Annotated in this window: 20 protein-coding genes; 2 read left to right on the plus strand and 18 right to left on the minus strand. The window is 68.0% G+C overall.

What is annotated here, in order from left to right:
- Positions 1–12 precede the first annotated feature (12 nt).
- The 14 genes from jaqu_RS09820 to jaqu_RS09885 form a co-directional block, all read right to left on the minus strand.
- Positions 13–840 carry a phosphoenolpyruvate hydrolase family protein gene (locus tag jaqu_RS09820; protein WP_043918806.1) on the minus strand — a complete coding sequence of 276 codons (828 nt, stop codon included), beginning with the start codon at positions 838–840 and terminating at the stop codon, positions 13–15.
- A complete protein-coding gene (locus tag jaqu_RS09825; RefSeq protein ID WP_043918807.1) occupies positions 837–3,053 on the minus strand; it encodes an ABC transporter permease in 2,217 nt (738 codons plus the stop codon). The genes jaqu_RS09820 and jaqu_RS09825 overlap by 4 nt, the downstream gene beginning before the upstream one ends.
- The gene (locus jaqu_RS09830) at positions 3,046–3,846 is read right to left on the minus strand and encodes an ABC transporter ATP-binding protein (protein ID WP_043918808.1); all 801 of its coding nucleotides are present in this window, start codon (positions 3,844–3,846) and stop codon (positions 3,046–3,048) included. The genes jaqu_RS09825 and jaqu_RS09830 overlap by 8 nt, the downstream gene beginning before the upstream one ends.
- The gene (locus jaqu_RS09835; protein WP_043918809.1) at positions 3,843–4,904 is read right to left on the minus strand and encodes a branched-chain amino acid ABC transporter permease; all 1,062 of its coding nucleotides are present in this window, start codon (positions 4,902–4,904) and stop codon (positions 3,843–3,845) included. Before jaqu_RS09835 ends, jaqu_RS09830 begins: the two co-directional genes overlap by 4 nt.
- A 3-nt stretch (positions 4,905–4,907) precedes the next feature.
- On the minus strand, positions 4,908–5,918 hold the full coding sequence (locus jaqu_RS09840) for a branched-chain amino acid ABC transporter permease (RefSeq protein ID WP_043918810.1): 1,011 nt from the start codon (positions 5,916–5,918) through the stop codon (positions 4,908–4,910).
- Between the two features lie 100 nt (positions 5,919–6,018).
- Positions 6,019–6,858, minus strand: a complete 840-nt coding sequence (locus tag jaqu_RS09845; RefSeq protein ID WP_043918811.1) for an AraC family transcriptional regulator — start codon at positions 6,856–6,858, stop codon at positions 6,019–6,021.
- A gap of 103 nt (positions 6,859–6,961) precedes the next feature.
- Positions 6,962–8,023: an iron-containing alcohol dehydrogenase gene (locus tag jaqu_RS09850; RefSeq protein ID WP_052500901.1), complete on the minus strand. Its 1,062-nt coding sequence runs from the start codon at positions 8,021–8,023 to the stop codon at positions 6,962–6,964.
- A 103-nt stretch (positions 8,024–8,126) separates the two neighbouring features.
- Positions 8,127–9,389: an ABC transporter substrate-binding protein gene (locus tag jaqu_RS09855; protein WP_043918812.1), complete on the minus strand. Its 1,263-nt coding sequence runs from the start codon at positions 9,387–9,389 to the stop codon at positions 8,127–8,129.
- Between the two features lie 166 nt (positions 9,390–9,555).
- Positions 9,556–11,061: an aldehyde dehydrogenase (NADP(+)) gene (locus jaqu_RS09860; protein ID WP_043918813.1), complete on the minus strand. Its 1,506-nt coding sequence runs from the start codon at positions 11,059–11,061 to the stop codon at positions 9,556–9,558.
- 99 nt (positions 11,062–11,160) lie between these two features.
- On the minus strand, positions 11,161–11,760 hold the full coding sequence (gene leuD, locus jaqu_RS09865; RefSeq protein WP_043918814.1) for a 3-isopropylmalate dehydratase small subunit: 600 nt from the start codon (positions 11,758–11,760) through the stop codon (positions 11,161–11,163).
- Entirely contained in the window at positions 11,757–13,136 is a 1,380-nt protein-coding gene (gene leuC, locus jaqu_RS09870; protein WP_043918815.1) for a 3-isopropylmalate dehydratase large subunit, read from the minus strand. Before leuC ends, leuD begins: the two co-directional genes overlap by 4 nt.
- On the minus strand, positions 13,133–13,561 hold the full coding sequence (locus jaqu_RS09875; protein ID WP_043918816.1) for a tripartite tricarboxylate transporter TctB family protein: 429 nt from the start codon (positions 13,559–13,561) through the stop codon (positions 13,133–13,135). Before jaqu_RS09875 ends, leuC begins: the two co-directional genes overlap by 4 nt.
- Positions 13,558–15,066: a tripartite tricarboxylate transporter permease gene (locus jaqu_RS09880; RefSeq protein WP_043918817.1), complete on the minus strand. Its 1,509-nt coding sequence runs from the start codon at positions 15,064–15,066 to the stop codon at positions 13,558–13,560. Before jaqu_RS09880 ends, jaqu_RS09875 begins: the two co-directional genes overlap by 4 nt.
- A gap of 64 nt (positions 15,067–15,130) precedes the next feature.
- On the minus strand, positions 15,131–16,093 hold the full coding sequence (locus jaqu_RS09885) for a Bug family tripartite tricarboxylate transporter substrate binding protein (protein WP_043918818.1): 963 nt from the start codon (positions 16,091–16,093) through the stop codon (positions 15,131–15,133).
- A 122-nt stretch (positions 16,094–16,215) separates the two neighbouring features.
- Between jaqu_RS09885 and jaqu_RS09890 the strand changes: the two genes are divergently transcribed.
- Positions 16,216–17,154 carry an alpha/beta fold hydrolase gene (locus jaqu_RS09890; protein WP_052500902.1) on the plus strand — a complete coding sequence of 313 codons (939 nt, stop codon included), beginning with the start codon at positions 16,216–16,218 and terminating at the stop codon, positions 17,152–17,154.
- 17 nt (positions 17,155–17,171) lie between these two features.
- Here the strand turns inward: jaqu_RS09890 and jaqu_RS09895 are convergent, their stop codons facing one another.
- Together jaqu_RS09895 and jaqu_RS22305 are read right to left on the minus strand one after the other, a co-directional pair.
- Positions 17,172–18,068 carry a LysR family transcriptional regulator gene (locus tag jaqu_RS09895; protein WP_043918819.1) on the minus strand — a complete coding sequence of 299 codons (897 nt, stop codon included), beginning with the start codon at positions 18,066–18,068 and terminating at the stop codon, positions 17,172–17,174.
- Positions 18,069–18,177: 109 nt separating this feature from the next.
- Positions 18,178–19,662, minus strand: a complete 1,485-nt coding sequence (locus jaqu_RS22305) for an SDR family NAD(P)-dependent oxidoreductase (RefSeq protein WP_161793854.1) — start codon at positions 19,660–19,662, stop codon at positions 18,178–18,180.
- 143 nt (positions 19,663–19,805) lie between these two features.
- Here jaqu_RS22305 and jaqu_RS09905 point away from each other — a divergent pair, with 143 nt between their 5' ends.
- Positions 19,806–20,699, plus strand: coding sequence for a LysR family transcriptional regulator (locus tag jaqu_RS09905; protein ID WP_043918820.1), 894 nt, complete (start codon positions 19,806–19,808; stop codon positions 20,697–20,699).
- Between the two features lie 29 nt (positions 20,700–20,728).
- Here the strand turns inward: jaqu_RS09905 and jaqu_RS09910 are convergent, their stop codons facing one another.
- Both jaqu_RS09910 and tcuB read right to left on the minus strand, forming a co-directional pair.
- Positions 20,729–21,544 carry an NAD(P)-binding domain-containing protein gene (locus jaqu_RS09910; RefSeq protein WP_052500903.1) on the minus strand — a complete coding sequence of 272 codons (816 nt, stop codon included), beginning with the start codon at positions 21,542–21,544 and terminating at the stop codon, positions 20,729–20,731.
- Complete coding sequence (gene tcuB, locus jaqu_RS09915; RefSeq protein ID WP_043918821.1) at positions 21,541–22,692, minus strand: tricarballylate utilization 4Fe-4S protein TcuB; 1,152 nt, start codon at positions 22,690–22,692, stop codon at positions 21,541–21,543. Before tcuB ends, jaqu_RS09910 begins: the two co-directional genes overlap by 4 nt.
- Positions 22,693–22,766: the final 74 nt, after the last annotated feature.

Consider the following 22,766-nt stretch of genomic DNA (forward strand, 5'->3'; position numbering starts at 1 on the left):
GTATCCTCCCCTTCAGTCCCGTCCGATGCGTTTGAACGCGGCGGTCTGTTCCTTCATCGCGACCTCCGTGGGCAGCCGCTCCATCGAGGAGGCGCCATAGAAGCCGTGGCAGGTCTGCGAATTGCGCAGGACGAAATCGGCGTCGTCCGGCATGGCGACCGGGCCGCCATGGACCAGGATCACCGCGTCCTTCTTCACCTTCAGCGCCGCCTCGGCCCAGCGATCCACCAGCGCCGGGCATTCCTTGAGCGTCACCGCCGTCTCGGCCCCGATGGCGCCGCCCGTCGTGAGACCCAGATGGCAGACGATGACGTCGGCCCCCGCCTCGGCCATGGCGGTCGCGCTGTCCTCGTCGAAGACATAGGGGGTGGTCAGCATCCCCTTACCGGCGGCCTTGGCGATCATGTCGATCTCGTGTCCGAACCCCATCCCGGTCTCTTCGAGCTGGGCGCGGAACGTGCCGTCGATCAGGCCGACCGTCGGGAAGTTCTGCACCCCCGAGAAGCCGACGCGGCGCAGCTCGTCCAGAAAGACGTCCATCAGGCGGAAGGGATCGGTGGCGCAGACCCCCGCCAGAACCGGCGTGTCGCGAACCACGGGCAGCACCTCGCCGGCCATTTCGAGGACGACCGCGTTGGCGTCGCCATAGGGCATGAGCCCCGCCAGCGAACCGCGCCCCGCCATCCGGTAGCGGCCCGAATTGTAGATCACGATCAGGTCGATGCCGCCGGCCTCTTCGCATTTCGCGGACAGGCCCGTCCCGGCGCCGCCGCCGATGATGGGCTCGCCTTTCGCGATCATGGTCTGGAAGCGGTCGAGAATGTCTTGGCGCGGGATCATCGGCGAGCCTCGTGTTTGGTGCGTCTCTGCGCGGTGCGGGTGGGGCGCGGAGCGCCGTGGAGGCCGCGAAAGGCCTCGACCACGGCAGCGGCGAAAGCGGGATCGTTGATATGCTCGGGCCGGCGGATCAGTTGGCGGTTGGCCGTGGAGAGAACCGTGCGGTCCAACGCATCGAAGAGCGCCTTGCGGGCCGCGGCGTCGTGGAAGGGCTGGCCCGGCGCGTCGAGGGCAGAGACCCCGCCTTCGGGCAGGAAGAAGCGGACCGGGCCCTCCATCTCGTTGAGGCGCGCTCCGATCCAGCGTCCCATCTCGGCGCATTCCTCAGGCGTCGTGCGCATCAACGTGACCTGCGGGTTGTGTTCGTAGAACAGGCGGTCGCGGTACCGGTCGGGGACGGTGTCGCGAGCGCCGAAATTCACCATGTCGAGCGCGCCGACCGAACCGATATAGGGCTGGCGGGTACGGATGACGGCGCGGAAACGGTCCTCGGTCGCGGCGAAGACGCCGCCGAAGAGCATGTCGCAAATCTCGGTCGTGGTCAGATCGAGGACGCCGACCACCTTGCCGCTATCGACGAGGGTCTCCATCGACTGACCGCCGATGCCGGTGGCGTGGAAGACGAGGCAGTCGTAATCGTCGTCTAGCTGGGCGACGACCTGCTGGATGCAGGGCGTGGTGACGCCGAACATCGTCAGCCCGATCGCAGGCTTGCGGCCGGGGCGCGGCGCAGCCTCCCGCCGGGCGCGCACCATGCCGATCATGGCCTGCGCGGCGTTGCCCAGCACCTCTTCGGTGATCGCATTCAGACCCTGAACGTCGGCTACGGAATGCATCATCATCAGGTCCGAGGATCCGACATAGCGTTGCACGTCGCCCGACGCGACGGTCGAGACGATAAGCTTGGGCACGCCCACGGGCAGGGCCCGCATGGCGGGCGCCGCCATGGCCGTGCCGCCCGAGCCGCCCGCCGAGATCACGCCCGCGATCCCCTCTTGGCGGGCGATCCAGCGCGAGAAGGCCAACGCCATCCCCGCGACCGACTGGCCCCGGTCGCCGGTGAAGACGCCCGCGGCGCCGCGCGGGTGGAACGCGGCGATCTGGTGGGCCGGGATCTCGGCGCCCGTATGCCCGCCCGTCGTGGACAGGTCCGCGATACGTACCGGCAGCCCGGCCTCGCGGATGAGGTCGCGCATGTAGCGCAACTCCGCCCCCTTGGTGTCCAGCGTTCCGGCCACGACGACCACCTGCGCGCCCGGCGCGGCGAGCGGTCGGATCTCGGTACTGGCGGGGGCAGACGTGGACCGGCCGGGGACGGCGGAGGACTGGACCTTGGCCATACGCTCCAGCACCGGGACGGGAACGGGCGCGGACCACCGCGTCGGAAGCGTCGGGTTGGACTGATAGACTTTGGTGAGCGTGGGAGCGTCCGAGGGACCGGTCCGCTTTTCTTCGGCGGCAACGGGCGCCGAGTCGACAGGCGTGTCGTCATGGGCATGGCGACCGACCCCCAAAAGACGCTGTTGCAGGTCGCGGTCCCCTGCCAGTTGTGCGGCGGGCGCGAGGCGATTGATCCTGCCATTCACCATGATCGCCACGTTGTCGGCGACCGCACACGCGACGCCGATATTCTGCTCGATCACGAGGACCTCGATATCCCCCTCTTCGGCGAGACGCAGGAGGATATCCTCGACCTGCGCGACGATGACGGGGGCCAGCCCCTCGGTGGGCTCGTCCATGATCAGGAGCTTGGGGTTCGCCAGAAGCGCGCGGGAGATGGCGAGCATCTGCTGTTCGCCGCCCGAAAGCTGCCCGCCGCCATTGCTCTTGCGCTCGGCCAGGCGGGGGAAGGTGGAATAGATGCGGTCGACAGTCCAGGCGCCTTCGGACGTCTCGACCATCCGAAGATGCTCGTCCACGGTCAGGCTGGGCCAGAGCCGCCGGCCCTGGGGCACATAGCCCACGCCCATGCGCGCGATCTCTGTCGGGTTGCGGCCCACGAGGGGCTGGCCCGCGAAGGTGATCGACCCCGAGGCGACCTGCACCATCCCCATGATCGCCTTGCAGAGCGTCGTCTTGCCCATGCCATTGCGACCGACCACCGAAAGCACGCCGCCATCGAGCCGCAGGTCCACGCCCTGCAAGGCGTGCGACGCGCCGTAATAGACGTTGAGCCCCTTGACCTCGAGGGCAGGTGCGCGCCCCCGCTCAGCCATGTCCGTCGCCCAGATAGAGTTCCTGAACCTCGGCGTCGTTCTCGATCTCTTCGGGGGTGCCTTCCTTGAAGACGGTCCCGTTGTGCATCATCGTCACGCTCTCGGCGACGCGCAGGGCGACGTCCATGTCGTGCTCGATGATGACATAGCCGATATGCTCGGGCAGATTCGTGAGCAGGCGGACGAGCTCTCCGCGCTCGGTTGGCGACAGGCCCGCAGCGGGTTCGTCGAAGAGGATCAGGCGCGGCGCGCCCGCAAGCGCGAGCGCGATTTCGAGCTGGCGCTGCTGACCGTAGCTGAGATTGGCGACCATCGTGGAGGAGGCGTCGGTCAGGTTCACCGCCTCGATCAGTTCCTCGGCCCGCGACAGCAGCGTGTCGCCTTGCCGCGGACGCAGCATCGAGAACCGCGCGCGGGAGACGCCGCGGCAGGCGAGGTAGACATTGTCGGCCACCGTCAGTCCGCCGAACAACAGGCTGATCTGGTAGGTCCGGCGCAGGCCCCGGCGGACCCGTTCATGGGCCGGAAAGGTCGTCACGTCCTCGCCGAAGAGGCGGATCGTACCGGATGTCGGAAGGAAGTCGCCGGTCACGCAGTTGAAGAGCGTCGTCTTGCCCGCGCCGTTCGAGCCCAGCACCGCGCGCCGCTCTCCGGATGCGACGGTCATGGTCACGTCGGCGATTGCGGCCAGGGCCCCGAACATCTTTTGGACGCCGCGCAATTCCAGCGCGGCACCGGTCGAGACCGAGCCGATCCGCGCGGGCGCGGCGGGTGTCCCGGTCTGCGCGTTCACCGCAGGCCTCCGTCGCGGGCCATCTGCGCCCGCCGCGCCCTCCACCGGTCCCACAGGCCCAGCACGCCGTCGGGCGAGAAGAAGACGAGCGCCAGGAAGCCCAGCCCGATCAGAAGCTTGAAGCGCTCTCCCGACAGGCCGAAGGCCAGCAGAACGTCCGGCGAGAAGGTGCGCAGCAGGACGTAGATCAGCGCCCCGATGAAGGGGCCGATCGGCCGCCCGATCCCGCCGATCACGGCGATCACCAGGATGTCGATGACGGCCGGGATGCCCGCCGTCCCCGGCGCGATCTGTGCGTTCTGCCAGACCAGCAGGATGCCCGCCACCGCCGCGATGATCGACGCGAACGTGTAGGCCGCGACCCGGTGCGCGGTCACGTTGAAGCCCAGTGCCGCCATCCGGCGCGGGTTGTCTCGGATGCCCTGAAGCGCGAGGCCGAAGGGCGCGCGCGAGACATAGATGACGACACCATAGGCCAGCGTCGCCCAGCCCAGCGTGAGGTAGTAGAACGGCATCGGTTCGCGCCAGTCGACGCCGAAGAGGCGCGGCGGCACCACGAGGTTGAAGCCGGTATAGCCGTTGAAGATCGTGTAGTTCTGGCGGGTGAAATAGAAGAACGCCGCCGCGATCGCGAGGGTGATCATGATCGTGTAGATGCCCTCGGTCCGCACGGCGAGGGCACCGACGATGGTGCCGAAGATCGCCGCGATGATGATCGCGATGGGGACATAGAGCCACCACGGCAGGTCCATCGAGATCTCGGCGATGCCGGAGGTTCCGAAGATCGCCACCATATAGCCCGCCATCGCCGCGACCGACATCTGGATCAGGCTGACCATGCCCCCGTAGCCCGCAAGGAACATCAGCGAGAGCGCGATCATCCCAAGGATGAAGGTCCAGCCGAAGACCTGAAAGAGGATGAAGTCGTTCGCATAGGCCGGCAGCGTCAGCAGGAAGAGGCCCAGCGCCCACCAGACCGGCGGGATCCGTTCCACCCAACCGGCCTCCGGTCGCTCGCGGGATGCGGAGCGGTCGAGAGGGGGTTCCGCCAGCGCCATGACTCAACTCCTCCCCAGAAGGCCCTGGGGGCGGAAGGCGAGGACGGCGGCCATGATGAGGAAGGTGAATACGACCGAATAGGTCGGCGCGTAGACGAGGCCCAATTGTTCGGCCAGACCGATCACGAGCGCGCCGATGGCCGCGCCCGGGATCGAGCCCATCCCACCCACTATCACCACCACGAGAGAGGCCAGAAGAAAGCGCGTGTCTTCCCCCGGAGAGAGCGACTGGAAGGTCCCGCCGATGATCCCGGCCATGCCGGCGAGCCCCGCGCCGAAGCCGAAGACGGCCAGGAAGACGTACTGGATGCGCACGCCCGAGGCGGCCAGCATCTCACGGTCGTCCACGCCCGCTCGGACCAGCATCCCCAGTTTGGTCCGGTTCAGGACGAACCACATCGCGAAGCCCACGACGATCGCCGCGAAAAGGATGGCCATGCGAACAGCCGGATAGCGCAGGAACACGATCTCGCCCGAAGATCGGGTGCCGCTGACGATGGGCAGCGTCATCGGCCCGCTGAGCCAGTCGGGCGCGAAGATCGTGTAGCTCTGCCCGCCCCAGATCCACAGCAGGATGTCGGCGATGACGACCGACAGGCCGATGGTCACCATGGTCTGTCGCAGCTCCTCGCCCTCCATCCGGCGGAAGACCTGGTTTTGCAGGATGAGACCCAGCGCGGCCACGACGATGAAGACGACCGGAAAGGCCAGCAGCCAGGAGCCGGTCCGCTCGGACACTTCGAAGCCGATATAGCCGCCCAGCAGGTAGAGCGATCCATGGGCCAGGTTCACGTTGCGCATGAGGCCGAAGATCAGCGTGAAGCCCGACGCGACGAGGAAGTAGAGCGCGCCCAGCGTGACGCCGCCGAAGACCGCGTTCAGAAAGATCCGCTTGCGGCCGAACGTCTCCTCCATCGCCTCGGACCAAGGTGCGAAGATCGACCATAGCAAGACGGCGACGACGAGGCCGATGATGACCGACCATACCGGATGGCGCGACACGAATGCCGTCATCTGACGCCAAGCTCCTCCCTGTTGGGGAAAGCCTAAACCGGTTGCGGGGCGCGGCGCGTACCCGACAGTCTGATCGTTGCGCCGAAGGTCCGCTTAATCGTCAGTGCGGCAGCGGGGTCTGGACACAGCGGCGATAGGCGGTGGGCGGCACGACCCCGTTTGCGATGAAGAACCGCGAAAAGCTGGCCTGGCTGGAGAAGCCCAGATCGAAGCCGATATCGGCCACCGCGTCCGCGCTTTCCGACAGCTTGTCGATGGCCCGCTCCATCCTCAGAGCGTTCAGGTAGAGGTTCGGTGTCAGGCCGACCTGTTCGCGGAACAGCTTGTAGAAGTGCGGCCGGGACAGGCCCGCCTCTCGGGCAACGGCGCACATGTCGATATCCTCTCCCACGCCGCGCTGAAGGATGCGCAGCGAGCGGCGGATCCGGAAATCCCGGCTGACGACATTGGGGCCGATGAAGGCGCGCCCGCTTTCCGTCCACTGCCAGGATTGGTCGTAGGCCGATTGCGACAGCGCGCAGAGGCGATCCTCCAGCATCGGATCGTCGGCATCCGGGTCGAGCATGGTGGCTGCCGTTTCGCGGACGAGGTGGCCCAGACGGTCCGTCACCTCGATGCCCACGCGGCCGAATTGAAGCGAGGCCGTCACTTGGCGCGCGACTTCGAGAAACCAGGCCGGGCGGATGTAGAGGACCAGCGCGAGCGTCGGCTGGCTGGACGGCGCGTTCTGGAAGTAATGCGACTGCCACGGGCTGACGGCGACGGCCTGTCCCGGCGAAATCGGCCAGAGCTGATCCCCGACGGACATGGCGGCGGGCGGGCCCTGAACGTGAAAGATCAGGTGGCCCTCGCGATGCGCGTGTGGGGCCATGCGCCGATCCATGGAATAGAGACAGACACGCCCAAAGGCGCCGTGAAACACGGCAATTGCGGTACTCATGATTTTTCCTCCCCTCGCCTTTCGGCGAGTTCCTCCGGCGTCAGGCTAGCGCCTTTACGTAGAGTCACCAAGAAAAGTCTCGGCGCATGGCGAGCTTCGGCCATCAGACCGCGTCCTCCAGAAGCGCGAGGTAATCCGCCTTGGTCGCATGCCTCGGATTGGTCTGGGTGGCCGGGTCGGCGGCGGCGCGCGCCGCCACCCTGCCGAGTGCCGCGCGGTCGAGGCCGAGATATCCGATGCGATCGGGCAGCCCGATCCGCAGGCCGAACTCGGCCAGAACGTCTATCAGATCGGCCTGAGGCGCGTGCCCCATCTCGACCGCGATCCGGCGGTAGCGGTCGCCGACCGCCGGAGCGTTGAACCCGAGGATGCGCGGCAGAACGGACGCATGAAGCCGTCCGTGGGGCAGCGCGTCCCCGGTTTCCGCCTCGAGCCCGAGGGCAATCGCCTCGGTCGCGCCTAGCCCCTTCTGCGCGGCGAGTGCGCCATTCAGGGCCGCCGCCATCATCTCTCGCCGCGGGGCCGGCCGTCGACCGTCCCGAACGGCTTCTTCCAGGTTGTGGGTCGCCCGGTAGATTCCTTCCAGCGCGATCCCGTCGGCGGGGGGATTGTAGCCGGGCGCGAGATACGCCTCGATGCAGTGAGCCAGCGCGTCGAACCCATGCGCCGCCGTGCGCATGGCGTCGGTGCCGTAGGTCAGGCAAGGGTCGCACAGGATCGCGGCCGGAACGGCGGCGGCGGGCGTCCGCGTTGACCCGGCCTGCATAGGCCGCCCCAAGCCGATATCCGAAGTCGTCGTCGGAACCGCGACGAGCGGCAGGCCGGGCGCCGAGACGGCGGCGACGCGGCGCCCGGTTTCCATTGCGGACGTCCCTCCGAAGGCCACGATCACATCGCATTCCGCCTCGCGCGCGGCCTGAGCGAGCGTTTCGACCCACATGGCCAGCCCGACATCCGACGGGGGCGCAAGCGTGCGGTCCCAGATCGCCGTGGCGGAAGACGGCAGGGCATCTTCCAGCATGGCGCGCCCATCCTCCGTTGGCCCGTCCTCGTCCGTCACGAGAAGCGGCCGCGAGACGCGAAGGCGCGCCATCTCGGAGGCCAGCGCATCCTCGAAGACACGCTCCGCGAAGTGGATCCTCGTGACATAGGTGATGAGAGACATGGGGGCGTCCACGGTCAGGCGTCGCGACGAAGGCCGCGCCCTGCCGAGGCGCGCCCGGGCGATTGTGCCGGGCGCGGCGCGGCGCCCGGCCTGGCATTCGGGATCAGCCGCCGCCGAGGGCCGCGCAATCCGGATTGTCGCGCGAAGGCAGGCCCATGGCGCGGAACTCGTCGGGCGTCATTCCCAGCGTCTGGGTGACGTTGTCGACGCGGGCCTTGAACTCGTTGCGCAGGCCGCCTTCCCCGTCTTCGACCACCTCTGTGATGAAGACCGAGCCGGAGGCCTGACGGTTCTCGTTCAACTCGACGGTGCCCAGCGGTGTGTCCAGTGGCGTGGTCGAGAGCGCCTCGTGCAAAGCGGCCTGTCCGTCGCTGAGATCGCCGCCGACCTCATTGATCCCCTGGAGGGCCGCCAGGGTGGCGATGTAGTAGCCCACACCGAAGAGCGACGGGGTCGGGAACCGCTCATCCTCGGGGAAGGCTTCCTGGTAGGCCGTGACATAGCTCTGCCAGGCTTCGGAGGGGTCATCCGTCGCGAGCGGACCGGAGGTCGGCGTTCCGATCAGCGCCTCCTTGGCGCGGCCGCGCGATGTCAGCACGGTCTGGTCGGCCATGATCGTCCCGCCGATCAGGTTCGTCTCCGCCCCCGTCTGGTTGTACTGGTTCAGGAAGTTGATGGCGTCCGTGCCGCCGACGCCCAGATAGATCGCATCCACATCGTCCGGCAGAGAGGCGATCACGCCGCCGAAATCCGAAGAGCCGAGCGGCACCCAGAACCGTTCCACGATCTCGCCGCCCGCGCGGCAGAAATCGACGGCGAAGCCCAAGAAGTTGGTGTAGCCGAAGGAATAGTCGGCGGCGACGGTCGCGACGCGGGTCCAGCCCTTTTCCTCGACGACATATGTGCCGAGGCCCGCGCCCCACTGCGAGCCGTCGAGATTGAAGCGGAAGAAGTTCTCGGCCGGATCCACCCACGTCGTCTCGAGCGCGCCCGAGATGCCGTTGATGATCGTCTTGTCGGGGACGGTCTTGGCGTAGTCGCGCATCGCGATCCCCTCGGACCCGGAAAGCGGACCGATGATGATGTCGACGCCGTCCTGCTCGATCAGCTTGCGGGCCTGGCGCACGGCGGTGTCCGGCGTGGTGTCGGACGGTGCGACGACGTATTCGATCTGTCGCCCGCCGGCCTCGAACCCGGCCTGCTGAAGCGCGAGTTCCACGTTGCGGACCCCGTCGGCACCGCCCTCCGCGAAGGCGCCTTCGAGGGCGACGAGCACGCCAAGCTTGATCGGTTCGTCCTGCGCCATCGCGCCGGACGGAAGGGTAACGGCAGCGGCGGCAGCCGCGGCGATGAGCGTCTTCCTCATTGGTGTCCTCCCAGACTGCGCGCAGGCTCGTTCGCTTCCTCCACACGCCTGCCGCCGCCTGCACCGAGCGGTCCGTTCGGGCGCCAATCCAGCCTAGTGCGCGCACGCCCGGCAGCGCGATCACCGCGAGTTGGGCGCCATACCCGAAGGTCTCATTTTTTCCGGGCTACTGGAGGTCCGGCGGCAACAGGGGCGCGGGCACGCCCTGATAGCAGACCGGCCGGAGCCAGCGCCGGATCGACAAGGTCCCGACCGACGTCGCCCCGAAATTCGTCGAAGCCGGATAAGGGCCGCCATGGACCATCGCATCGCTGACTTCGACCCCGGTGGGAAAGCCGTTGGCCAGAATGCGCCCCACCTTGCGTTCGAGGATCGGCATCAGGCGGCGCGCATCGGGAATGTCGGCCTCGTCCACATGCAGCGTCGAGGTCAATTGCCCTTCGAGGCCGGTCGCGATCTCGACCATTTCGTCCAGACCGGAGGCCGTGACGATGATCCCGGACGGGCCGAACACTTCGTGCGCAAGCGCCGGGTTCGTGCGCCAGGTCGAGCCGGCGACGCGGAAGAGGCTCGGCGACGCATGGCGGCCGTTGCCGTCCCCGGGCAGGATGACTTCGACATCCGCCGCCCCGGCAATGGCGTCCCGTCCCGTGCGGAACGCCCCGGCGATGCCGTCGGTCAGCATCGTCTGCGAACCGACCGCCCGGATCGCCTCGGACGCGCTGTCGGCGAAGCGCGATGCGTCGATGCCTTCGGGCAGAATGACGAGTCCGGGATTGGTGCAGAACTGGCCGGCGCCTTGGGTCAGAGACGCCGCCCAGCCCTTGGCGATCTCTTCGCGGCGCGCGGCCAGGGCGGCGGGCAGCACGAACATCGGGTTTACGCTGCCCAGCTCGCCGAAGAAGGGGATCGGGTCGGGCCGGGCGGCGCAGAGGTCGAAGAGCGCCCTGCCCCCGCCCAGCGATCCGGTGAAGCCCACGGCACGGATCAGCGGGTGCTGCACAAGGGCCTGACCGACCTCGCGCGATCCGCCGTGGATCATCGAAAAAATGCCTTCGGGCAGACCCGACGCCCGGATCGCCGACAGGATTGCGTCTGCGACAAGTTCCGTGGTGCCGGGATGGGCCTCATGGCCCTTGACGATTACAGGGCATCCGGCGGCCAGTGCCGAGGCGGTGTCGCCCCCGGCGGTCGAGAAGGCGAGCGGGAAGTTCGACGCGCCGAATACGGCGATCGGGCCGATGGGCCGCTGGATCATGCGCAGGTCGGGCCGCGGGATCGGGGCGCGATCCGGGAGGGCCGGATCGTGCCTGCGGTCGAGATAGTCGCCGGCCTCGATGTGATCCGCAAAGAGGCGCAATTGCCCGCACGTGCGCCCCCTCTCCGCCTCCAGGCGCGCGGCGGGGAGGCCGGTTTCGCGGGTCCCGATCCGGGTGATCGCGGCGCCGCGGGTCTCGATCTCGTCAACGATGGCGCGCAGGAACCGCGCACGCCGGTCGCGGGAGGTTTCGGCGTAGGTCGCGAATGCCGCCTCGGCGGACCGGGCAGCGCGGTCGACCAGCGCCGGGCTGCCCTGAAAGAAGCTCCGCGACGCCCATTCGACGGGATTGTTCTCGAACGTCGCGTGGCTCTCGACCCAGTCCCCGGCGATCAGATTTTGGCCATTCGGCATGTCACCCCCCGCATTGCTCCGCCTTGATCGATATCGGCGGGGAACGAGGGCGTCCATTCCGACGGCATCGGGCAACCCGATGCCGCGGATCGCGGACGGTCAGGCGATGCGGGAGGAAAGGCGCGGCGCCGGTTGCAGGCGCGCCGCTTCGTAGGCGGCGATGTCGTTCTCATGCTCCAGCGTGCGCGCGACGTGGTCCTTCCCTTCCATCAGGAGGGTCTTGCGCGCTTGCGGAATGTCGAAGGACGTCTCGCCCCGCGCGTGGCGGATGGCCTGCGCGGGCAGGTCCACCTCGAATTCCACGGTGGCCGGATCGGCTGCGAGGGTCGCGAGGGCGGCCACATCGTCCGGCGGTAGCGTGATCGCCAGCAAACCGTTCTTCTCGCAATTGCCGAAGAAGATCCCGGCGATGGACGGCGCCACGATCACCCGGATGCCCCATTGCATCAATCCCCAGACGGCGTATTCCCGGCTGGAGCCGCAGCCGAAATTCTCGCCGCAGATCAGGATCGACGCATCGGACCAGGGTTCGCGGTTCAACACGAAACCGGGATCCTGACGCAGGTCGTGGAAGGCCCCTTCGGCCAGCCCGGCGCGGTCGATCCGCTTGAGGAACTGCTTGGGCATGATGACGTCGGTATCGACGTTCGGCGCGGGCATGGATGCCGCGATCCCGGTATGGACGGTAAACGGCGTCACAGCTTCCTCACATCGGTCAGATGCCCCGTGACCGCGGCCGCGGCGACCATGGCGGGGCTCATCAGATGGGTTCGGGCGCCGCGTCCCTGGCGCCCCTCGAAGTTGCGGTTCGTCGAGGAGGCGAGGCGCTCGCCCGTGGCGGCGACATCGTCGTTCATGGCCAGGCACATCGAACAGCCCGATCCGCGCCACTCGAACCCGGCCTCGCGGAAGATCGCGTCCAGGCCCTCGGCTTCGGCCTGGGCGCGCACCGCCTTCGAGCCGGGAACGCAGATCGCCGTCACGCCGTCCGCGACGCGGCGACCGCGCAGGATCTGGGCCGCGGCACGCAGATCCTCGATCCGCGCGTTGGTGCAGGAGCCGATGAAGGCGCGATCTATCTGGATCGTGTGGAGCGGCATACCGGGCACCAGATCCATGTAGTCGAGCGCGCGGCGGTCGGCGTCGCCCCGAGGGTCCGGGACGGTCGCGAAGATGGGCGCTGCCTGATCGGGGCTGGTCCCCCATGTCACGAGGGGGGCGATGGCGGCGACGTCGATTTCGACTTCGCGGGCGAAGACGGCGCCCTCGTCGGTGCGCAGCGTCGTCGCATGCGCGGCCAATGCGTCCCAGGCGTCGCCGGTCGGAGCGTGGGGACGCCCGCCCAGATGGGCCAGCGCCATACCGTCGGGCGCGATCACGGCGACCCGTGCGCCGGCCTCGACGATCATGTTGCAGAGCGTCATCCGCCCTTCCATGCCCAGCGCCGCAACCGCAGGACCGTCCCACTCGACGGCATGTCCGGCAGCTCCGTTGGCGCCGATCCGGGCGATGACCGCCATCACCATGTCCTTGGCCGTCACCCCTGCGCCCGGCGCGCCGGTCAGCGTGATCCGCATGGGTTTCAGCACGCTGTGCTCGACGGTCTGGGTCGCGAGGATGTGCTCGATTTCTGAGGTCCCGATCCCGTAGGCGAGCGCACCGAAAGCGCCGTAGGTCGTGGTGTGGCTGTCGCCGCACAGGATCGTGGTGCCCGGCCAGGCGAGACCCAGATCGGGGACGACGACATGCTCGATCCCCTGGCGCGGGTCGAACAGGTCGATCAGTTCGATTTCGTGGCGGGCGCAATTCTCGGCCAGCGTCTCTATCTGGAGCCGGCCGCCGGCATCCTCCACCTCGTCCAGAGAGGCGATCGCGCGGGTGGGGCTGACGTGATCGACGATGGCCAGGTGCCGCCCCGGGTCGCGGACCGATCGGCCCGCCTCGTGCAGCCCGGCGAAGGCCTGCGGGCTGGTATACTCGTTCATGACGTGGAAATCGACGTAGAGCAGGACCGTGTCATCGTCGATCCGGCGCACTGTATGCGCGTCGAGCAGCTTCTCGTAGAGCGTCTTCATGGCAGCGGCACCAGCAGGAGACGCCCGAAGAGAAGCGCGACGAGCACCACGACGCCGACTAGGGCCGCCGACTGGGCGAGGACGGACCGGGCGGCGGGCCGCTCTTCGAAGGCCAGGGCCATTGCGAGGATCGCGCCGCCGATCGAGGTCGGCACGAAGCCCGTGACCGGCAACAGGATGGCCCAACCCAGCAACAGCGCCAGGAAGAGAAGCGGCCGCGCGAGATCCCCGTGGGGGCGGGTGACGGGCGGGTTTCGCCAGACGGCGCGAACGGCCAAAGCGATGCCGCCGAGCAGAAGGCCGAAGCCGGCCAGCCGGGGGAAGATCGCGCCGAAGGTGGACATGGCCAACGTTTCCCACAGGGCGTAGGCGCCCAGCAGGATCAGGACGACCGAGGGCAGCAGGTCGCGATGGGTCCAGGTCATGCGCCCGCCTCCTCGCGCAGCGCCTTCAGCCGCGCGCGACGGTCGGACCACCAGGGCCATGTGAGGGTGAGGATCGTGAAGAAGATGATGCCCAGGCTGATCGGCCGACCGAAATATTGCCCCCAGAGGTCGCCCGAGGCGTTTCCGATCAGCCAGGCCTGAACGAAGCCCTGTTCCGCGATAGGGCCGAGGATCAGGCCCAGCACGATGGGCGACGGCTCGAACCCCCAGCGTGCGGCCACCCAGGCGAGCGCGCCGAGCACGACCATCATGATGACATGGTTCGGGTTCTGCTCGACCGCGTAGGCGCCGATCATGATCAGGACGCCGATCGCGGGGGCGAGGACCGATTTCGGGATCGAGGAGATCGTCCGGAAGGCGGTGCGCCCGATCACGAGACCCGTGGGGATCATCAGAAGCGTCGCGATCAGCAATCCGAAGGTGAATGTCTGCACGAGGTCTCCCTGCTCGGCGAAGAGCTGGGGGCCGACGCGGATGCCCTGCACCATGAGCGCGCCGAGGATGATCGCGTCGGGGGGCGTGCCCGGAATGCCAAGGACCAGCGTCGGGACGAAGCCGCCGCCCACAGTGGCCGAGTTCGCGCTCTCGCTGGCCACGACGCCATCGGGCGCGCCCTTGCCGAAATTCGCGCGGTCGGGGGACGTGCGCCGGGCTTCGGAATAGGCGACCAGCCCGGCGACGGCGCCGCCAGCCGCGGGCAGGATGCCCACGACGGTCCCCACGACCGAGGACCGGATGAGGTTGACCTTCGAGCGCCACAGCGTCGCCAGGGCTTCGGGAATGCGGGTCCCACCCCCCGTCTTCGCGCGTTCGATATGCGGCGCGCGGTCGGCGACCATGCCCAGAAGGACCGGTACGCAATAGAGACCGATCAGCGCCGGGATGATATGGATACCGCCCAGGAGCGCCGGCTCGCCGAACGTGTAGCGGACATCGCCACCCACGACGGCGGATCCGACCGTCGACAGCAAGAGCCCGGCGAAGCCGCCGATCAGACCCTTGAGCGTGTTGCCCTTGGACAGCACCGCGATCAGCGACAGGCCGAAAATGGCCAGCCAGAAGTACTCGACCGGACCGAATTTCAACGCGATCACTGCGAGCGGCGGCGCCACGAACAGCAATGCGAGCGCGCCGACGATCCCGCCGAAGGCCGATGCAAAGCAGGAAATGGTGACGGCCAGGTCGCCGTCGCCCCGCTTGGCCATCGGAAAGCCGTCGAGCGACGTCGCGATGGCCGCGGGGGTTCCGGGCGTGTTCACGAGGATCGCAGCGTAGGCGCCGCCATAGATCGCGCCGGTATAGACGGCGCCCAAGGCGATCAGGCCCGAGGCCGGATCCATTGTGAACGTGAACGGAACGAGGACCGCGACGGCCATCGTCGCAGACAACCCGGGCAACGCGCCGATGATCGTCCCGACAATGACGCCGGCCAGGGCCAGCGTCAGGTTGAAAGGCGTCAACGCCCCGAGGAAAGCCTCGATCATCTACTCGCTCCGTACAGGATTGGCCGGCCCTCGGGGAGGATGCGGAGGGCCGGCCAGGACGGGATCAGGACCCGCCCATCCGCTCGATGGCGGTCGCGTAGGCGGCCCGCCTGTTCTCGATAAAGGCCGGGATCTCTCCCAGCGGAATATCGACCACCTGATAACCTGCCTCAGTCATCTGGCGCTGGAACTCGGGGTCGGCGTTGACCTCGCCGATCACGTCCGAGAGGCGCTGCTTGATCTCGTCGGGTGTCCCCGCAGGCACAGCGACGCCACGGTAGGCGCCACCGACATGGTCAATGCCAAGCTCCAGGAACGTGGGCACGTCCGGCAATGCGGGCACCCTCTCTTCGGTGGCGACGGCAAGCGCGCGCACCTGGTCGCCCGCCTTCACGGCCTGCGTGGTGTAGGACATCGCCCCGCCGATCTGGCCGCCAAGGACGGCGGTCATCGCGGGGGCGGACCCGGAGAAGGGCACGTAGGTCACGGTCGCGCCGGTCAGGTCGCCGAAGATCACCGAGGCCAGATGGTTCGCCGTGTTGGTGCCCGAGCCGCCCATGGTCAGCGCACCGGGATTTTCGGTCGCGAAGTCGATCAGATCCTGAAGCGTCTGGAACGGGCTATCGGCCGGAACGAGGATCGCATCTGGCGTGTAGTGGAAGAAGTAGACGTTCTCGATATCGGCGGTCTGGTAGCCCACATCCTTCATTGCCGGCTGCAGGATGGTGTGTGGCACGATCGTGTTCATGATCGTGTGGCCGTCGGCCTCGAGGCTGTTGAGTTGCGCCCACGCGGTCGCACCACCCGCGCCGGGGCGGGACTGGATGACGACGGACTGGCCCAGAATCTCTTCCATGAAGGGCTGCTGGAAGCGTGCGGTCACGTCGCTTTCACCGCCCGGATTGAACGGGATCACGTAGGTGATCGGCCTCGTCGGAAAATCGGCCTGCGCCATCAGCGGGCCGGTCGTGGCCACAAGCATGGCACTGGTGAGAACGGCCCCCAGGCCGCGGCGTGTGATCGTCATGTCGGTCCTCCCGTGTCCTTCTGCCACCAGTGATAGAGGCAGAGAGCCGCCGGGATTGAGCGCGAACTATTACACAATCATTCGATGTTAATCCTCCGCTCGCCGCATGGCAGGCAGAATGCATGTGCGACCCCGATCCCCTGGCCATCCTCGCCGATGCCCCCCCCGCCCCGACTTTCTTCGATGGGTTCGAGGATCGGATCCTGCCTCTGGAGGAAGGCCATGTCCGATACCGGATCGGGGGAGAAGGGCCACCGATCCTTTTGCTGCATGGGCATCCGCAGACCTCTGCCATGTGGCATCGCATAGCGCCTGACCTGGCCCGGGATCACACGGTGATCTGCCCGGATCTGCGCGGCTACGGGCGGTCCTGGAAACCGGCGGCCGCGCCGGATCACGCACTGATGTCGAAACGCGCCATGGCGTCGGACCTGCTGGCGCTGATGACCGCGCTGGGACATGACCGCTTCGCCATCGGCGCCCATGACCGCGGCGCGCGGGTGGGGCACCGCCTCGCCGCTGACCACCCCGATCGGGTCTCGATCCTTCTGACGCTCGATATCGCGCCGACGCGCGAGATGTATGCGGCGGGCGGATCGGCCTTCGCGGCCGATTATTGGTGGTGGTTCTGGCTGATCCAGCCGGCCCCCCTGCCCGAGCGGATGATCTCGGCCGATCCGGATTGGTACTGGTGCCGCAAGTGCTGCTGCGGGCCGGCAGGCGCGACGATCTTCGCGCGCCCCGCCCTCGAGGAATACCTGTCCTGCTGGCAGGACCCAGCCACGGTGGCATCGGCCTGCGAGGATTACCGCGCGGCCCACGGCATCGACATCCTGCACGACGAGGCGGACACGACCCCGATGAGCGTTCCGGTCCACGCGCTCTGGGGCGAAAACGGCGCGATCGAGCGGCATTTCGACTGCATCGCACTCTGGCGCGAACGGGCGCAACAGGTCACCGGACACGCGCTGCCGGGCGGACATTTCCTGGCCGAAGAGGTGCCCGAGGCCGTCCTCGCCGCGTGGCGCCCCCTCCTGGCGGAACTCCGCGCCCCCGCCTGACGCGACGCGAGGTTCACTCAGCCCGCGACATGTGCCGCCTCGCTCCGGGACAGAGCCAGAAAGTCGTCGAGCGTCTCCCGCCCGGCATCGCGTTCCCGCCAGGCGACCCCGAAGGCCAGGCGTGGGCCGTTCTCGAGCGGCACGAACCGCACGCCCTCCGCCCCGACGCGTGCGCACCAGTCCGGGACGAGACCGACACCCGTTCCCTGCGCGACGAGCCGCATGAGGGTGGACTTGTCGAGGACTTCCATCTCGACATTGGGCGGCGCATCCAGCCCTTCGATGCATCTTGCGACCATGTCGGCGAGGTAGGGACGGGCATGGCGAGGATAGCCGATCAGGCTCCGCCCCGTCAGGGCTTCGGCCGATAGGGAATGCGCATCGGCCGCGTCGTCGCCCGCAGGCAAGGCGATGGCCACGCCCTCCTCGAACAGCGTCTCCCAGGCGATGCCGGGCGTCGCCGTCGGGGGGCGGAAGAAGGCGAGATCGATATGATGCCGCTCCAGCGCCTCCACCTGCTGCGCGGAAGCGGACACCTCGGTCAGCGTCAGGCGGATGCCCGGATGCCGGCTGCGGAACGCCTCGAAGACCGGCGGAAGGAACCAGGCGAGGGCTGCGTCGATCCCGCCGATCCGAAGCCGGTCGAGGCCCCGTTCGGCGACCGCGCGCGTCTCGGCGATGGCCGCGTCGAGGCGATCCAGAAGGTTCCGCGCTTCCGTCAGGAAGACAGCCCCCGCCTGCGTCAGGCTGACATGGCGCGTCGTCCGGAACAGGAGCGCGACGCCCATCTCCTCTTCGAGGCGCCGCACCTGTGCCGACAGGGCCGTCTGCGCCAGCCCGACCCGTTCGGCGGCCCGGCGGAAGTGAAGCTCTTCGGCCACGGCGATGAAGCATCGGATCTGACGCAGGTCCATGGCCGACTTCTAGGCGGCTTGGCCCGGATGCGCGAGAGGAGACGACTTCGCCGCCCGCACGGACAAGCGGATCGAAGGCGCGGCCGTGGACACGCGCCCTCTGCCGCGGTCAAGCAGTAGGCAAACCGACTGCTTCGCGCCCCTCATCCGTCTTGAGACTGAAATCCGCCCCGTCGAAGGCGCGCGCGGCATCGGTCGTGAGCCAAGCGATGGCGCGGGCGACCCATTCGGCGGGGATATGACGCTCCCATGCAAGCTGGGACACCGGATTGATCCCGGAGTCGCGGATCGAACGCTGCATGTCCGTGGCCACCGTGCCGGGCGACAATCCGATGACGTTGACCCCCTTCGGGGCCAATTCCTTGTGGGCGCACCGGGTGAGCGACAGCAGGGCGGCCTTCGTTGCGCAGTAGTGGCTCCAGCCTTCGAGGGCCGAGGTCGCAGCGCCGGAGGAGATGTTGACGATCAGACCGGATCCGCCCGCGATCATCGGCGGGACGACGGCGCGCAGCATGTGGAACGCGCCCTTCACGTTCACGTCGACCACCCTGCCCCAAGCCCCGGGATCGGCATCCTCGATCCGGGCGATCGGGTCGATCAGACCGGCATTGTTCACCAAGAGATCGACCGCGCCGAAGGTATCGACTGCCTGCGCGACCGTCGCCGCCGCCTGATCCCAGTCGGAGACGTCGCAGGCGACACCGATTGCGTTTGGCCCGATCTCGACTGCGATTTTCGTGACGGCGTCGCCCGAGCGGGCTGCCAGCACCACGTTCGCGCCCAGTGAGGCCAGGTGGCGCGCAGAGGCCTCGCCGATGCCGCGGCTCGCGCCCGTGACGATGACGGTCTTGCCTTCAAGGTCCATGGTTTTTCCAATCGTGAGGTGAGGGTGGACGGGGCGGCGCCCCGTCCCGATATCCGTCGTTCGGTTTCCGGCCGCCGCGCCGAGTTCCGCGACACGGCCCCAGTGACAGGGAACATTCGTCTCGGGCACCCCGTCGCACCGCACGAGATCGAACCGCGCGTCCAGCGTGACCACGAACCCGGTGGGGCTGCCCACAAAGGCGATGAAATCCATGCCGTGGTCGAGACGCGCGATCTCTCCGGTGGCGTGGAACCCGACGACCTCGACCTCGTCGTAGTTCGGAATGAAGTCCGGATAGGTCCGCCGGTTGACCATCTCGAAGTCGAGTTCGACCGGAGCCGTCACACCCAGCATCGTCAGATCTCCGCGCAACTTGCCGGTCGTGGGCGTGAGCATCTGGACTTCGGTCGAAACGAAGTCGATCTGCGGGTGCGCCTCGACATTCAGGTAGTCCGGATTGCGCAGGTGATCGTCACGCCCCGTGTGGTTCGAGTCGATGGACGACGCGTCGATCGTGAAGGTGATCCGGCTGTTCGCGGGCTCTGCCTCGTCGATGAGGAACGTGCCGTCGAACGAATTGAAGCGTCCGACCGTGTTCGCCATGTTCATGTGGTCGATTTCCCACCCGATATGGGCGTGACCCAGATCCAGGGTCCATTCTGTCGGCTCCGCCAGCGCGGGCGCCGCGCATGCAAGGGCGATGCAGGCCGCCATCGTCGTCTTCATCATTGTTCTTTCCTTTCTCGAATACCGAGGGCCCTGGAGCCATGCGGTTGTCCAAAATCGTGAGACGACCATGATGCCTGCGTGGATTGCGGGAAATGCTCCTCCATGGCATTCTCCTGTGCAGAAGACGCACGAATAGGCCCGGCTTGGATATCGAACTCCTCAGAAGTTTCTCCACTATCGCGCAACGCGGGTCTTTCGCCGCGGTCGCGCGAGAGGAGGGTGTGGACCCGTCTTCGGTCTCTCGTCGGATCGGTGCGCTCGAGGCGGAGGTCGGGGTGCGGCTCTTCGACCGGACGACCCGGCGGCTGAACCTGACCGAGGCCGGGCGCCTCTATCTGGAGCGGGTCCGCACGGCCCTCGACGCGCTGGACGAGGCGGCGGACGCGGCGCGGGACGCGATTTCCGACCCGTCGGGCCTGCTGCGTGTGACGACGTCGGTCGCGTTCGGCGAACGATGGCTCATGCCGCGGATCACTTCATTCCGGGAGGCACATCCGCGGGTCGAGATCGGGATGCGCCTCACCGATGCCGTGGTGGACATCGCGGCCGAGGGGATCGACGTCGCCCTGCGCCTCGGCCGTGAAGTCGAAGGCGCCTTCGTCGCGGCCAGGCTCTTCGACGTGCGATACCGCGCCGTCGCCTCTCCGGGCTATCTCGACCGGGCGGGAAGGCCCGACCGGCCGGCGGATCTGGCACGGCACGATGGCATCCTCTTCGCTTTGCCGCGCTTCGGCTCGGCCTGGCGCTTCCGCGGAGGCCCGGAGGGACCGGTGGAAGAGGTCAGACCCCGGCCGGCGCTTGCGATCTCGAACGCACTCGCGATCCGCCGCGCGGCACTGGACGGTCTGGGCGTGGCCCTTCTGGCCGACTGGACGATCCGGTCCGATCTCGCATCCGGCGATCTGGTGGACCTCTTTCCCGCCCTCGAAGGCAGCGCGACCGATTTCGACGCCGCCGCCTGGGTCGTCTATCAGAGCCGGAGCTACGTTCCCGCCCGGTTGCGCGCCTTCGTGGACCACCTCAGGGCGCACCGATAGCGGCACCGCCAGAGATACGGCCCGAACGATCACGACGTGGGCTGCGCCGCCGCAGGAGTGGGGCCCGCAGCGGCCATGATTTCGGCGGCGCGGGCGCTCATCGTCACGGACCGGCCCATCTGTTCGAGCATGGCGGCACATTCGCGCAGCTCCTCGGCGCGTCGGGGGCCGTGCTTTGCAACACGCCCCAGGTGATAGGACGTGAAGGCCGGCCAATCGAGTTCCGGGATCCAGTCGGCAAGCGTCTCCAGCAGGACCGGCTCCAGGCTTTCGGCCCGTGCGCCCTCGAACGCCTCGACCAGAAGCGCCTCGAACCCCTTCACCATGACCGAGCGAAGCAGCTTGGCTTTCGGCGCGGCGCCCCAGGCCTCTCCGGCGCTCTTGGCGGACCAACCGAGGGCGGCGAGCCGCTCGGCCCAGATCGCCGAACCGGGCCCCGAAAGCAGCACGCGCGGCAGCTTGCCTTCGGCGATGCGCCCCATCGCGACGCCCTCGACAAAGGCATTCGGGGCGACGGCGTCGCCGACCGCCCGCTTTCCGTCCGGCGAGATCGAGTTCATGTCCAGATAGCAGGCCTCCGCAGCCAGAAGCGGCGCCGCGTCGCGCGCGACCCGAAGGGCCGCACCCGCGGTCACGGTCGAGACCACCAGGTCAGCCCCGTCCAGTGCTGCGGCAAGGCTTCCGGAATGCGCAGCTCCGACACGCGCGCAAAGCGCGGCCTGCGCCTCGGCCTGTCGGGCGTCGAGGGAGCGCAGGTCGAAGGCGCGGACCTCGGCGCCGTTGCCGACCATTGCCTCGGCGAAGGCGGGTCCCGCCTCGGAAAAGCCGATGAAGGCGACGATCACGTCCGGACCCTCCCCTCCGTGGGCGCCTCGGCCTCCTGCACGTCGTGCGCCCGGCCTTCATGTGCGTGGCGGACCAAGGCGGCGAAACGATAGAGGCCGTGGACGAACTTGCCGTAGGGCATCGTCACGAAGAAGGCGAAGACGACGCCCAGATGGACCGCCAGCAGGACCCCCATCGCCGGCGTCTCACGCAGCCAATAGAGCGCCAGCCCCGTGGCGCCGAGGGCAAGCAGCGTCCAGGTGAAGGCCGCGCCCATTCCCGTCCGCCGCTCGGGCAGGAGCGCCGGATCCCGACGCCAATCGTACCAGATGAGCCCAGCCGCCCCGATCACGAGACCCAGCCCGCCCGGCACGCCCAACAGCTTCGGAGGTGCCCACCAGGGATAGGGTGCGGGCCAGTCCAGCAGATAATGCATCAGCGTCCCGGATGACGTGGAGGCGAAGCAGAGGAGGAAGCCGTAGAAGGTCAGGTGATGAAACGTCCGGCGGTGGCGGTCCGGCCGCTCGCTCTGGGACATGCAGCCCATGCCGCCGCCGTCGAAATACCGCAGTGCCGCCGCCTCTCGCATCGCTTGCCAGAGGGCGGCGAGCGTCACCGGAACCGGATGTGCGTCATCCGCCGTTCGCCAGAAGCGGCGTAGAGACAAAGCGAGCGCCAGGAGCGAGAAGAGGAAGACCGGCGCGAAGACCGCGACCATCGCGTCATGGGGCATGACCGCATAGAAGTCGCCAGAGGCCGTCAGCGCGCCCGGATCGGCCAAGAGGGCGAAACCGAGGATGAAGCCAGCCACGGCCAGCGCGGATACCAACGCGATCCAGACCCCATTTCGGGCAAAGACCGGCCCCAGCGCCTGAGGCCAGGCGAAGCGGGCGTAGGATTCCTCGCGCAGCTCCGCCATGGCCTGCGGCACGTTCACCGCGAAGGGGTGCGGCGGGGCATATTGGCAATCATAGTGGCAGGCCCCGCAATTGTGGCAGAGGTTCGCGAGGTAATCGACGTCGCCTTCGGTGAAGACGCGCCGCCGCTCCATCGCCGGAAAGACGGCGCACAGCCCTTCGCAATAACGGCAGGCGTTGCAGACCTGCATCTGCCGGGCGACCTCGGACTGGCTTGCGGTGGCAAGAGAGGGAAGATCGACGCGGGTCATCGGATCGGGCTCCTTTCGGCGTTGCAAGGGAGCCCCGCATGGCGTGCGGGCCCCTCGGATGGGGCGTCGGGGGC

This window comes from Jannaschia aquimarina, assembly GCF_000877395.1.
GTDB lineage: Bacteria > Pseudomonadota > Alphaproteobacteria > Rhodobacterales > Rhodobacteraceae > Jannaschia > Jannaschia aquimarina.